Annotated in this window: 12 protein-coding genes; 3 read left to right on the top strand and 9 right to left on the bottom strand. The window is 59.9% G+C overall.

Annotated features, from left to right (window positions below):
* Positions 1–3: 3 nt before the first annotated feature.
* The 9 genes from PEP31012_RS14375 to PEP31012_RS14335 form a co-directional block, all read right to left on the bottom strand.
* Complete coding sequence (locus PEP31012_RS14375) at positions 4–1,584, bottom strand: aldehyde dehydrogenase (NADP(+)) (protein ID WP_150590092.1); 1,581 nt, start codon at positions 1,582–1,584, stop codon at positions 4–6.
* 17 nt (positions 1,585–1,601) lie between these two features.
* Entirely contained in the window at positions 1,602–2,582 is a 981-nt protein-coding gene (locus PEP31012_RS14370; RefSeq protein ID WP_150590006.1) for an amidohydrolase family protein, read from the bottom strand.
* Positions 2,583–2,676: 94 nt separating this feature from the next.
* Positions 2,677–3,618 carry an amidohydrolase family protein gene (locus tag PEP31012_RS14365; protein WP_150590005.1) on the bottom strand — a complete coding sequence of 314 codons (942 nt, stop codon included), beginning with the start codon at positions 3,616–3,618 and terminating at the stop codon, positions 2,677–2,679.
* A gap of 43 nt (positions 3,619–3,661) precedes the next feature.
* Positions 3,662–4,078 carry a thioesterase family protein gene (locus tag PEP31012_RS14360; RefSeq protein WP_150590004.1) on the bottom strand — a complete coding sequence of 139 codons (417 nt, stop codon included), beginning with the start codon at positions 4,076–4,078 and terminating at the stop codon, positions 3,662–3,664.
* Positions 4,079–4,123: 45 nt separating this feature from the next.
* On the bottom strand, positions 4,124–6,004 hold the full coding sequence (locus tag PEP31012_RS14355) for a TRAP transporter large permease (protein ID WP_246171306.1): 1,881 nt from the start codon (positions 6,002–6,004) through the stop codon (positions 4,124–4,126).
* A 31-nt stretch (positions 6,005–6,035) separates the two neighbouring features.
* Entirely contained in the window at positions 6,036–7,067 is a 1,032-nt protein-coding gene (locus PEP31012_RS14350) for a TRAP transporter substrate-binding protein (RefSeq protein ID WP_150590003.1), read from the bottom strand.
* An 84-nt stretch (positions 7,068–7,151) separates the two neighbouring features.
* Positions 7,152–8,333: a CaiB/BaiF CoA transferase family protein gene (locus tag PEP31012_RS14345; protein ID WP_217427138.1), complete on the bottom strand. Its 1,182-nt coding sequence runs from the start codon at positions 8,331–8,333 to the stop codon at positions 7,152–7,154.
* Positions 8,334–8,352: 19 nt separating this feature from the next.
* Positions 8,353–9,132 carry an enoyl-CoA hydratase/isomerase family protein gene (locus tag PEP31012_RS14340; protein WP_150590002.1) on the bottom strand — a complete coding sequence of 260 codons (780 nt, stop codon included), beginning with the start codon at positions 9,130–9,132 and terminating at the stop codon, positions 8,353–8,355.
* 99 nt (positions 9,133–9,231) lie between these two features.
* Positions 9,232–10,371 (bottom strand): iron-containing alcohol dehydrogenase, encoded by a 1,140-nt coding sequence (locus PEP31012_RS14335; protein WP_150590001.1) that lies wholly within the window; start codon positions 10,369–10,371, stop codon positions 9,232–9,234.
* Between the two features lie 178 nt (positions 10,372–10,549).
* On the opposite strand from PEP31012_RS14335, the gene PEP31012_RS14330 reads away from it, so the two are divergent.
* From PEP31012_RS14330 to PEP31012_RS14320, 3 genes are all read left to right on the top strand, one after another.
* Positions 10,550–11,500 carry a LysR family transcriptional regulator gene (locus PEP31012_RS14330; RefSeq protein WP_150590000.1) on the top strand — a complete coding sequence of 317 codons (951 nt, stop codon included), beginning with the start codon at positions 10,550–10,552 and terminating at the stop codon, positions 11,498–11,500.
* Positions 11,501–11,637: 137 nt separating this feature from the next.
* On the top strand, positions 11,638–12,216 hold the full coding sequence (locus tag PEP31012_RS14325; protein WP_017235417.1) for a PPC domain-containing DNA-binding protein: 579 nt from the start codon (positions 11,638–11,640) through the stop codon (positions 12,214–12,216).
* 231 nt (positions 12,217–12,447) lie between these two features.
* Positions 12,448–12,864, top strand: coding sequence for a DUF2946 domain-containing protein (locus PEP31012_RS14320; protein WP_150589999.1), 417 nt, complete (start codon positions 12,448–12,450; stop codon positions 12,862–12,864).
* Positions 12,865–12,936 lie beyond the last annotated feature (72 nt).

The following is a 12,936-nucleotide window of genomic DNA, read 5'->3' as shown; positions in this document are numbered from 1 at the left end:
CCTTCAATTCTTCATCAACTGCCCGTTGCGCACTCGCCACAGTGCGAGCGGGTTATCGTCCTGCACCGACGCAGGCAGCAACTCGGCGGGCAGGTCCTGATAACACACCGGGCGCAGGAAACGCTCCATCGCGCTCGCGCCCACCGACGTGCTCCTTGGATCCGAAGTCGCCGGATACGGCCCGCCATGCACCATCGCATGGGAGACTTCGACGCCAGTCGGAAACCCGTTCGCAAGAATACGGCCCGCTTTGCGCTCCAGAATTGGCATGAGCCTGCCGGCAAGCGCGTAGTCGTCCGGCTCCATCTGCAACGTGCACGTCAGTTGTCCCTCGACGTGATGCGCCACTTCCACCAACTGAGCTTCGTTCGTACAAAGAACGACCAGCGACGTTGGGCCGAAAATCTCCTCTCCCAATTCATTTTTCGTCAGAAAGTCCGACGCCGACGTCACAAACAAGGCGGGTAGCGCGCCGGCCTGCCCATCCGGCCCGCTACCCGCTGCAGCAAGCCGCACCCCCTCCGTGCCCGCGCGCTTGTCCACCGAGCGGTCATACGCACCGGCAATACCCGACGTGAGCATCGTCTGGCCTCCCTTCCTCGCCATTGCCTCCCCCACGATGTCGATGAACTGGCGCGCCTTCGCGCTGTCGATCATCACAATCAACCCGGGATTCGTGCAGAACTGCCCTACGCCCAACGTCACGGAATCTGCCAGTCCGGACGCCAGCGCATTCAATCGGTGCTCGAGAGCACCTGGCAAGACGAAGAACGGGTTGATGCTGCTCATCTCCGCATAGACCGGAATGGGCTCCCAACGCTTGGCAGCCATGTCGGCCAGCGCAAGCCCCCCGCTGCGCGATCCGGTGAAACCCACCGCCCGGATGGCTGGATGCGACACAAGCGCCGCGCCAGTCTCATTGCTCGCGCCAATCAAGAGCGAAAATACACCCTCGGGCAGTCCGCACGCTTGAACGGCGTGCTGGATGGCGCGCGCCACCAACTCGGACGTGCCGAGATGCGCAGGGTGCGCTTTCACGACGACGGGACATCCCGCCGCCAGCGCGGATGCCGTGTCCCCTCCCGCCACCGAAAATGCGAGCGGGAAATTGCTTGCCCCAAAGACCGCAACCGGCCCCAGCGGCACCTTCTGAAGCCGAAGGTCGGGGCGCGGTAGCGGTGTCCGCTCAGGCATCGCGCTGTCGAGCGTCGCGCTCAGCCAACGGCCCTCACGCACAAGTGACGCAAAAAAACGCAACTGCCCGACAGTTCGCCCTCGCTCTCCCTCCAGCCGCGCCTTAGGCAACGCCGACTCCAGATGCGCTCGCTCGATGAGCACGTCGTCGAGCGCTAAAATGTTCTCCGCGATCTGTTCCAGAAACGCCGCGCGCGCCTCGAGTGGCACGATTCGGTAGGCATCGAAAGCGCTCTCCGCCAATGTGCAGGCGCGATTGACCAGCCCAACGTCAGCTGCGCCGAACACCGGCTCAAGGTCGACGCCGCGTACCGGATCGAAGGCACGCAACCGAGCAGCAGTACCAAATATCGCCCGCCCACCTATCAGCATTTCTCCCGTCAATTTCACCATCGCATGCTCCCATGTCAGAGGTCATAGACCCTGGCTGTGTTGTCATAAAAAAGCCTTAGCCGATCTTCGACGGAATACGCTCGCGCGATCGCCTTGAAGCCATCGAAGATGTCGGTCATATCGTCCACTACCGTATCGACCGGATAATTACTTGCGAATGAACAGCGATGCGTACCGAACACGTCGATCGCCGTGCGGACGACTGGTCCGTTGCCCTCGACGCTCCATCGCTGACCTGGCACACAAATGCCTGAAATCTTAAGATGCACATTCCCCTCGCGGGCGACCGTCTCCAATGCCAGTCGCCACGCGCGTAGCCCGTCGTCCGAACGATCGGCTGGCAGACCGGTGTGATTGATGACGATCTGCGTCTGCGGGAAATCGCGCGCAAGCTCGGCTGCCTCGCCGAAATGCCACCAGTTCACCTGAAGCTCGAAGAGCAACGCTCGCGGCCCGAGTCCGGCATAGCCGTCACGCCATGCTGGATCGCGCATCGATCCCGGTGCGGTGAAGCCGGACGAGTACTCATGGCGCGCAACGGCCGTCGGCTTGTGACGGACTCCCTTGACGAGCGGATGGCGGGCGTACGTGTCGAGCACCTGATTCACATCATCCCTGTCAAGCCACACCTGTGCGGACATGGCGTGCGGGAAACCTTGGTCGTGCGCGAGCGCTTCCACCCACTGTAATTCGCCCAGGGGATCTGCCGGGTTCCACTCCGCTTCGATAAGTACTGTTTTCACCACCCGATGACGCCCCGTCGCGCGAAAGTAATCGTCTGGCAGGAAGGTTCGCCGTATCTTGTCGTAGTTGCCATAACGAAAATTGTCGACCGGCTTGTCCGAGAGCCACGGGTAGTGGTTCCGGTCGACGTCAAAGAAATGCTGATGGGCATCTGCGATGGGCAAATCATCGTCAGCGCCTGTTTCGAGGAAGCGACGTCGTAGTGCTGACGCACCCAGCACCGCGTCCGAATCGTGAAGGTCGTCTGACATGGGCGTCGCTATCCTCGAAGGTCTTATATGTAAATTCCGGCGTGACGTGTTGCCGGATCATGGGAAACGTCAAATCGAAGCGGATTACGCAAGATCAGCGCAGATCGATCCGATAGAATCGCAACGCGTTCCGAAAGAAGATCTTCTCCTGGGCGTCTCGCCCCAGCGGTTCGAGCATGGCGCGCATGCTCGCGACGAGCACGTCGTAACGCACGCGCAGGCCAGCTACTGGAAAATTGCTCGCGAACATACATCGATCGGCACCAAATATCGACACGGCATCGAGCACGATTTGCCGGTTGTCCTCGTAGCGCCAAGGTGCATCCGGGAGACCAAACTCCGAGAGTTTCACGAAAACGTTCGGTTGCTTCGCAAGTTGCTCCATCCAGCCGCGCCAATGCGCCAGTCCCTCTGGACTCCGATCCCAGGGAAACCCCGTATGATTCAGCGCGATCATGGTCTTCGGGAACTGACGCGCGACTTCCGCTGCATCGGGAAGATGCCAAGGCGGCACACGCAAATCCCATGACAGGCCAAATCTCTCCAGCAGGGAAAAGCCACGCAGCCAGGCCGGATCCTGCATCGTGCCGGACACCCCCTTGACCGAATCGCTTGGCCGGTGTGACGTTACCGGCTTGGAGCGAATGCCGCGAACCAGCGAAAACGCGGCGTGGCGCGCGAGAATCTCTTCCGTATCTGGCCGGTCGAACCACGCATGTGCGACGACTGCGTTCGGGAACATATGCTTGGCATGCACTTCGTGCAACCACCGTGTCTCGGCGACCTGTTCGTCGCGCGCACGTTCGGCTTCGACATGGACGGTCGCGATAACCGGCTGTGTGCCAACATTTTCCAAGAAGTGCTGCGGTAGAAAGTCACGACAGATAGCGCGATAGTCACCCAGGAAAAAGTCGTCGTTATACGCGTCCTGCAACCAGGGATAGCGCCCCGAGGATAAATTCCACAGATGGTGATGCGCATCGACGATGGGTATCACGTTATCGTCAATTGGCGTCGTCTTGTCGATATGATTCATTGCCGTATGCGCTCCAGGCGTGCGACTGTCCGTCTGCTGCCCTTCATAAACCGACCGTTCCCGCATGGCTTGCCTTGTCCGCTACCCGCGACTTGAGCTTTTCGACGTTCACCACGAAGCGCGAATGGCTTCCGGCACACACCTGTTCAATGTCGTCGAATACCGAGATATCGAACGTGACGTTGCGCCCTTCGATTTTGGTAACCGTCACGCCAATGCGCACGCGCATGCCGAGCAGCGTCGCCCCCGTGTGAACGATATCGACGGCCGTGCCAACGGAGTTCTCGCCGATGTCAATATGACCAAGCAATCCGTCAAGACAGACCTGCTCAATGTCGTTGACCAACTGCGGTGTCGCGTAGACGCGCAGCGCCTCGCCGAGAAATGAAATGGTGCGAGCGCGGTCAACTTCAAGCGTGCGCGAGAACACCGTGCCAACACGCAGGGAATCTTTGATCATCGGCGAAATTATCCAATCAGGCAGTCAATGAGAATGCATCGAACTTCACGTTGCGGGCAGGAAGCCAGTCGACACCCAAGGCACGGCAACAAGCACCAGCAACGCCACTGCGAGCGCACCGAGGTAGGGCCAAACGCGCTTCATCGCACCATCCGGATCGACTTTCGCGATCGCACACGCAGCGTAGAATCCGACGCCGAACGGAGGCGCGAACAACCCCAGTCCCATGGCGAAAATTGCGACCATGGCGTACTGCACCTCGTTGATGCCCAGTGCTCGTGCGACAGGGAACAACAAGGGCCCAAAGAGCACAATGGCCGGAATTCCCTCCAGAAAACTGCCCAGCACAACGAATGCGATCGCCGAGATCAGAAGGAACCCGGTGGCGCCACCTGGCGCATGGGCCATGAGATCGGTCAGTTGGCGAGAAAAGCCCGACTGGGTCAACGCCCACGCCATCGCCGTCGCACATCCGATAATGATGAGGATCGCCCCCGAGAGCGACGCCGTGCTGACGATGATCGGATAGAGCCGCTTCCAATCGAACGACCGATAAAACGTCAGGCCAACGACGAACGTGTAAGCCACACCGACGGAGGCGACCTCCGTAGCCGTCGCAATTCCTTCGACAACCGCCGCGCGAATTACGAATGGCAGCGCAAGTGCGGGCAAAGCAATGAGGAACGCCTTGCCAATGTCGCGCGGCCTGGAGCGCTCCACTTCCTGGAGATCGCGCTTTCGATTCTTCAACCAGATGACGACAATCATGGCTATCGCGCCCACGACGGCAGGCATGAACCCGCCTGTGAACAGCGCGGATATCGATACCCCCGTGACCGAGCCGATCGTGATCAGCACGAGGCTGGGTGGGATGGTTTCCGACATGGCACCGGACGCGCTCAGCATCGCGACCAACTCGTTCTCGTCCTCTCCCCGCGCCTTCATCTCGGGGAACAACGCGGGAGCAACGGCCGCCATATCCGCCGCTTTCGACCCGGAAATTCCGCTCACCAGATAGATCGCGCCGATCAGCACGTAGGACAGCCCGCCCTTGAAGTGCCCGATCAGCGACGCGAGGAAGCGGATCATCGCCTGGGCCATGCCCATTGCCTCGATCAGTGCGCCAAGAAACACGAAAAGCGGAATGGCGAGAAGGATAAGGCTCGACATACCCTCGTCGATTCGACCCATCACGATGAGCATGGGCGTCGACGTCACGGTGCAAAGATATGCCACTGTGGACAGACCGAATGCGGCCATGATCGGCACACCGATCACGATCATGAAAACGACGGCCACCACAAAGAAAATAACAAGGTTCCAGTTGCCAAGCGCGATCATCTCCGTCCTCAGGGTCAGGAGCGCGAGCGTGATGCCGGCCGCGATCCCCGCCGACACGAAGAAGTGCAGCGCACGAGCCTGCTCCATGAGGCGCGCCACGGAGATGGCGAGCATCAGCGTCAGCCCAATTGCCAGCGCCGCGACGCGATATCCATTGGAGATTTCCAGCGCCGCACTTGTGATCGCCCACTCCTCTGAAACATACGCCCACGCGGGCGAGAGCAGCGCGAGCATGAAAGCAATTACGATGACGGAGCCAAAGGTATCGACAAACGCGCGTCGGGAAGGCGGCAAATGCGCAATGAACGTCGTCAATCGCATGTGTTCGTTGCGGCGCAATGCAATGACCGCCCCCAGCATGGCAAGCCAGATAAACAGCAGCGTCGCCAGTTCGTCACCCCAGATGAGCGGATCATGCAGCACGTACCGGTAGAACACGTTTGCGAACAGCAGGACAACCTCGCTCACGACCAGCGCTGCCGCACAAAGCTCGGTTGACCAGCGGATGCACACATCGAGGACATGCCCAACCCTTCCCACTGGCCCCAGCGGCTTGCTCGCCCCCGTCAACGGAAGGTTTCCCATAGAAATCTCAGTGCTCATGATCCGTCCTTCCTCAGGAAAGCTGCCCGGAGTACTTCTCCAGCAGGGCCCATGCCGCGTCGCCATACTTCTTCTTCCATTCCGCGTAGAAACCTTTTCTCTGCAATTCGGAACGGAATAGCTGTTGGTCGACCGTGTTGAAAATGATGCCCTTGGCGCTCAGCGTGGGTTCCAGGCTTTGATTGAGTGCAATGACTTCCTCGCGTTGCTTCATGGCCGCGGCATTGATATGCCTCGCGATGATCTCCTGCAGGTCCTTCGGAACCTTTGGCCAGGTTTTCCCACTCGCCAGCAGCCAGAAGCCATTCCAGATGTGTCCGGTTAAAGAGCAGTATTTCTGGACCTCATAAAGGCGCGTGGACTGCACTACCACCAGCGGATTCTCCTGCCCTTCGACCACCTTGGTCTGAAGGGCTGAATAGGTCTCATTGATGCTGATACCGGTCGGGGCCGCACCGAACGCCTTGAACATGGATGTCCATAGCGGACTCACAAGCACGCGAATCTTGAAGCCCTTGAGGTCGGCCGGCGTCTTGATGGGACGCGTGGAACTGGTAATTTCCCGAAAGCCGTTGTTCCATACCTTGTCCATCGCGATGAGGCCCGCTTTCGCTGCCTCTGCCCTCACGTGCTTGCCGAGATCGCCGTCCATCGCGGCCCACACTTCATCGTAGTTCTTGAATGCGAACGGCACGCTTTCGATCGAGGCGACGGGAATGAGCGTCGAGAGAATGGCCCCGGGCAACGGAATGAAATCCACCCCGCCTGCACGAACCTGCGAAAGCATGTCGGTATCACCGCCCATCTGCGCATTCGCATAGATCTGCAGGTCGACCCGACCGTTCGTTTCTTTCTTGATCGCCGCCGACGCGTTACGCATGTGGGCGTTGAGCGGATGACTATCTGGCAGGCTGCTCGCGTACTTGAGTACGATAGGCGCCCCCTGTCCAAACGCGAGCTTTGACTGCACCAAGGCGGTCGCCGTTGCGGCCACGGCCACGCCTGCCGTCGTCAGGAAATTCCGACGGGATATCGTTCCACTCATATTCGTCTCCTAATCTTTTCGTCATGCGCGATGTGTCGCGTCTTTGACCACGTAAGGACCCGCTTTCACACGCCCTGTTCACCGTTACTTTGCCAATGCAATCACTGCCTTTTCTTCGATCAGTCGGTCGACCTCGTCGGCCGTGTAGCCTGCTTCCCTGAGCACCTCCCTCGTGTGTTGACCGAGCAGCGGCGCCGGGCGGCTGCCCGTGCGCTCCCCCTCGGAGAAATGGATGGGCAACCCGAGGCCCCGAACCTTCCCGGCCACCGGGTGCTCAGTCTCGACGATCATGTCACGGGCAATGGTCTGCGGGTGCGCCAGTGCGGCGGCGATATCGAGCACGGGTCCGGCAGGCAATCCAATCTCATCGAAGCGCGTCATCCAGTCCGCAGTGGTGCGCCGAACGAGGATTTCGTTGAGGATGGCGACGAGTTCGTCTCGATGCGCGAGCCGAAGCGCATTGGTCTCGAAGCGGGAATCCGTTGCGAGCTGCGGTGCGTTCAACACTTCGAGCAAACGCTCGTAATTGCTTTGGTTGGCAGCACCAATGTTGATCCAGCCGTCACTGGTTTTAAACACCTGGTAAGGCGCGCTCGTGGAGTTTGCGGAGCCCATCTTTGGCAGCAATGTGCCGTCGGCGAGATAGCTCGCTGCTGGCCAGTACATCTGCTGCAAGCCCGCCTCGAACAGGGACGTGTCGACCATCTGGCCTCGTCCCGTTCGCAGCTTCTGCGCATACGCCGCCGCAATACCGAGTGCGGCGAGAATGCCTGAGTTGATATCGGCGACGGGGGAGCCCGCCTTGACGGGTTCACGCCCTTCCTCGCCCGTCATGCTCATCATGCCGCTCATGCCCTGCGCGATCAAATCGAAGCCGCCCTTTTCGCTGAACGGGCCGGTACGCCCGAAGCCGGATATCGCGCAATAAATGAGACCGGGATTGATCACTTTCAACGTGTCGTAGCCGAGGCCAAACTTCTCCATCGTCCCCGCTCGATAGTTTTCGGTGACCACATCGGCATCAGCGAGCAAACGTTTAAGCACGCCTCGCCCACTCTCACTTTTGAGATTGAGGCCGATTCCCCGCTTGTTGCGATTGACGATCATGAACGATGCGGACTCGCCGCCCGGCAGGATGGGCGAGAAGCGCCGCGAGTCGTCCCCGTCTGGCACCTTCTCGACTTTGACGACGTCCGCCCCCATGTCGGCCAGCATCATGCCGCACACCGGGCCGGACATGATGTGTGCCAGCTCGACAACTTTCATTCCATTCAGCGGACCCATTTCACTTTCCCTTGAAGATTGGTTTCTGTTTGGCGCTGAATGCCTCAGCGCCGATGCGAAAGTCCTCGGTATCGAAGCAGTCGAGCGCGGATTCGATCTCGACACGCGACAACTCGGGCGAACGCGTGAGCCGATTGGCCGCATGCTTGTGCCAACGGGCAACGAGCGGTGCACCATGCGCGATACGGCGAGCGGTCGATATGGCTTCACGTTCCACCTCGCTGTCGGGCACCACGCGCGAGACGATGCCGTTGGCAAGCGACGCGGGCGCGTCGAAAATGCGCCCTTCGAGCACAATTTCCATCGCCACCGAGCGACCAACCAGTCTGATCAGTGCAGCGAGTTCGCCATAGGACATCGTCAGGCCAAGCCGCCCGACCGGCGCGCCGAACCGGCTTGACTCGCCACAAATGCGAATGTCGCAAAGCGACGCAATTTCGAGCCCGCCCCCTACGCATACGCCATAAACCATCGCCACGACCGGGTGCCGACATTGCTCGATCGCCGTCATCGCCGAGGTTGTGACCTCGGCGTAGGCTTGCGCCTGTTCCCGATTCGCGCGACAGGTCGAAAATTCGTTGATGTCGGCACCCGCGGCGAATGCCTGAGTTCCCGCGCCACGCAAAACCACACAGCGAACGCTGACTTCGTCCGAGAGCGCGTTCATGGCCGCGCCCAGTTCGCGCCACATCGACAACGTGAGCGCATTGAGTCGCCCCGGATTGTCGAGCGAGACGATCGCGATATCACCGTCTCGCTCGACGCTTACTTTGTCACCCATGCTTTCCTCTACGAGTTACAAACGTATTGCGGTACAGGTGCGACGACGACGTGCAATTCGCCGTTTCACACCCCGCGGCCCGAAATTCCCGCGTATGTGCTAGAACGAAGCTTCCAGGAGATGCTCATAATCGCGCTCCGACGCGACGCGCGGATTCGTCTTGTGGCTGTGGTCTTTCAAGGCGCCCTGCACGATCGCGGCGAACATGTCGCGCGTGACGCCAATATCGGAGAGCGTCGTTGGCAAACCGAGCCGGCGCGTCATCTCACGGATCGATGTACCGACACTTGACGTGTCGCCCAGCCCCATCGCCTGCGCGAGCCGATCCAGCTTTCCCTCTTGCTCAACGGTTGGCGCACTGCGATTGAAGTCGATCACAGCCGGCAGGAAAATCGCGTTCAACGTGCCATGGTGCAATCGCGGGTTGATGCCACCCAGCGAATGGCTCAGACTGTGCACGCACCCCAGCCCCTTCTGAAAGGCAAGCGCGCCCTCCATCGAGGCGCTCATCATGTTCATACGTGCGATTTTGTCGTCCGGGTGTGATGTGGCGCGCTCGATATGCCGCCATGCACGCCACAGTCCGTCGAGCGCGATGCCATCGGCGGCCGGATTGAATGCTGGCGACATGAACGTTTCCACGCAATGAGCGATGGCGTCCATACCGGTGGCTGCGGTCAACGCGGCAGGAAGTCCCATCGTCAAATTCGGGTCACAGATGGCAGCGCGCGGCACAACGAAAGGCGAGATGACGCCGACCTTTCTGCCGTCGTCGAGAATGAGGATCGCGCCCCGGCCAACTTCACTACCGGTACCGGCGGTGGTCGGAATCGCGATGACGGGAGCAGTCGCCGACGTGATCCGCGTCGCCCCTCCCTCGATCACGGCAAAACTTTGCAACGGACCGTCATGTGTGGCACAGACGGCTACCCCTTTCGCCAAATCGATCGACGATCCCCCTCCTACGGCAATGACACCGTCGCAATCGTTCTCGACAAACACTGCCACCGCCTCTCGCACGGCACGTTCGTTCGGATTGGGGGGGGTGCCATCGTACATAGGCACTTCGTCATCGCTTGCCAGGGCCCCAAGTACCTGATCGATGATGCCAGCAACGCGAATGCCCTTGTCGGTCACGATCATCGGCCGGCGCACGCCGACCCGCTCGCACTCACTCCGCAGCAAACGAATGGCACCGAAGTCGAACTGAATCTGGGTGACGTAGTTAATGAGCGACATTGACTTGCCCTGAAGTTATATTAGACATGTTTCACAATCACCTGACCCAGGAATCTGCTCGGGTTTACGTTACGGCAAATCCTTTGCTAACCGGGTTTTCATGAGGCAGTATAGGCATCACTCCTTTCCTCCGAAACTGAGAGGATTTGATACTGATATAACTTTTCCTCATTCAAGAATGGCTCCACCGCTCAACTCGATCATCTCTCGGCTGCACCTGAAACAGCTGCGTCTGCTCATTGCGCTGGCGGACCATGGCTCGTTACAGAGCGCCGCCAAGCAGGTCTCGCTTACACAGCCCGGGGCAAGCAAGGCACTGCAGGAAATCGAAACGACGTTTGGCACGGCGCTCTTCAATCGCACCAATCGAGGGCTCGAGCCCAATGAAATCGGGCATTGCGTGATTCGTTACGCGCGATTGATCCATACCGACCTTGCCCATCTGCGCGAGGAAATCGTCGGCATCATGCGCGGGCACGGTGGACGGGTATCGGTCGGCGTCATCATGGGAGCGGTTCCACGGGTTACGGACGCGGTATCGGCATTGATTGCGCAGCACTCGGAGATGTCGGTCGAGATCGTGGAGGACACGAGCGCAGCGCTGCTGAACCTGATCGATACAGGGCGACTTGATCTCGCTGTATGTAGAACGACGATCAGTCAGACCCCATCGCTATATGACAGCGTCAAGCTGCAAGAGGAAACGTTGGCCGTCATCGCCAATGTGAATCATCCGCTTCACACGCCAGAGCGAATCACGCTCAGGGAGCTCGCTGATTACCGATGGGTCGTGTACCGCGCCAATATGCCAATGCGAATGCTGCTTGAGCGCGAGTTCCGGGAATCTGAAATCCGATTCCCGTCGAATCTTCTGGAGACCACGTCAGCGTTCGCCACACTTTCACTGCTACAAGGCAACCCATCTTTCGTCGCACTCGTCTCCATTGACGTTGCACAATTCTTCTCTCGACACGGCATCACCCGCATTCTTCCCCTGACCTTGTCGTCACGAAGCGAACCCTATGAATTGGTGACGCGCAAGGGCGCACCTGCCTCACCAGGCGCAAAGCTGCTGATCGAGAAGCTCCTGAACCCGACATCAGACGTGGCCGCAGCCGCACTGACATAATCGGGGGCGGCGTGCCTGAAACATGAGCGTCGGTTATAACGCCAGTCTCAACTCTCAGTATTCAGGCCGACATGCGTTGACTACACTCCGAGCCAGCCGATTTGCCAGTCGGCCACAACATCAAACGGAGACACACCATGGACGAGACCCATCTGCGCCGGCACTTCTTCAAGAACGTGGCCTTCCTCTCAGTTGGCGCCATCGCCACGTCGATCATGCCGACGGGGGCGCTAGCACAAGCCAAATCGCCTGCCGAATGCGAGGCGGAGGTCATCACGGCCGGCGGTCCCGACGTGCAGCGCAGGTACATCAAGACCCCGACCGGCTATTTCATGGTTCTGCGCATGGGCGACAATGTGTTCGAGCAGTTGACGAAGTTCGCCATCGCGGAGAACATTCCGGCGGCCAGCGTCGCAGCCATCGGCTTCGGACACGCCACGTTCGGGTCCTGGAACGCTGCCAAGAAGGACTTCGATTCCAAGACGTTTCGCAACGTGGAGATGGCAAGCATCGTCGGGTCGGTCGCGTGGAAGGAAGGTAAGCCATCGATCCACATTCACGGCATTGCAGGCGATAGCACTTTCAGTGCCTACGGCGGGCATTTGCTGGATCTCGAGGTTGGAACCGGCTCGATGGAAATCACACTGAACGTGCATCAGAAGCGCCTCGAACGCGCCATCGATCCCTGCATTGGCGCCAACGTCCTCGGGATCTAGGCTCGAACCGCTTGCCGATAGCGTGCCGCGCCCGCCTCGCTTTTCGCGACCGGGCGTTCGACGCCCTCCCCCGCTCCCGATCTCTACTTGGCGTAACCCGCCTGCGCAAAATCCAACGCACTTCATGTTGGATACCCACGCCGCTTAGCGAATGCGACGCATTCGTGATACGATCCGGGCAAATTCCAGATTCGGCCATCCCGGCGGACCGAAAATCGGCCTTTCACAACGATGCTCACTCGCTCACGCAAACGTTTCAGCGCATGGCTTGGCTTGACCGCCATGTGCCTGGCGCTTTGCGTGCCGATCGTGAGCCAGTGGCTGGCCGCGCACCGCGCGAGCGTTTCGCCGATCGACGCGACCTTCTGTACCGCAGACGGATTGACGCAGTCGGTCGTGCCAACCATCGCGCACGACGATTCGCACGCGGACATGCGTCACGCACCGGCCGCCGATCATGGCGGGCACGGTGACGCGTGCGGCTATTGCTCGTTGCTCGCGAACCATCCGCCACTGGTCATGCCGCCGTACGCCAGTGCGGTGTCGTTTGTCTGGATCGCCCGGGCCGGTCCGACGTCGACCGTCTCGCCGCAACGTCGTCCGCCTGCCTACATTCCGCCCGCCCGGGCCCCGCCGCACCTTTCCTGATTGACGCTTTTTCGTGCCCGGCAAGCCGTTGCAATGCAATGGCCTGCCGGTAGTCATTCGCTCATCGCAGTC

It is taken from the genome of Pandoraea eparura, from assembly GCF_902459725.1.
GTDB classification, from domain to species: Bacteria; Pseudomonadota; Gammaproteobacteria; order Burkholderiales; family Burkholderiaceae; genus Pandoraea; species Pandoraea eparura.
Note: the sequence above shows the minus strand (reverse complement) of the source record. Positions and strands in the feature narration are given on the sequence as shown.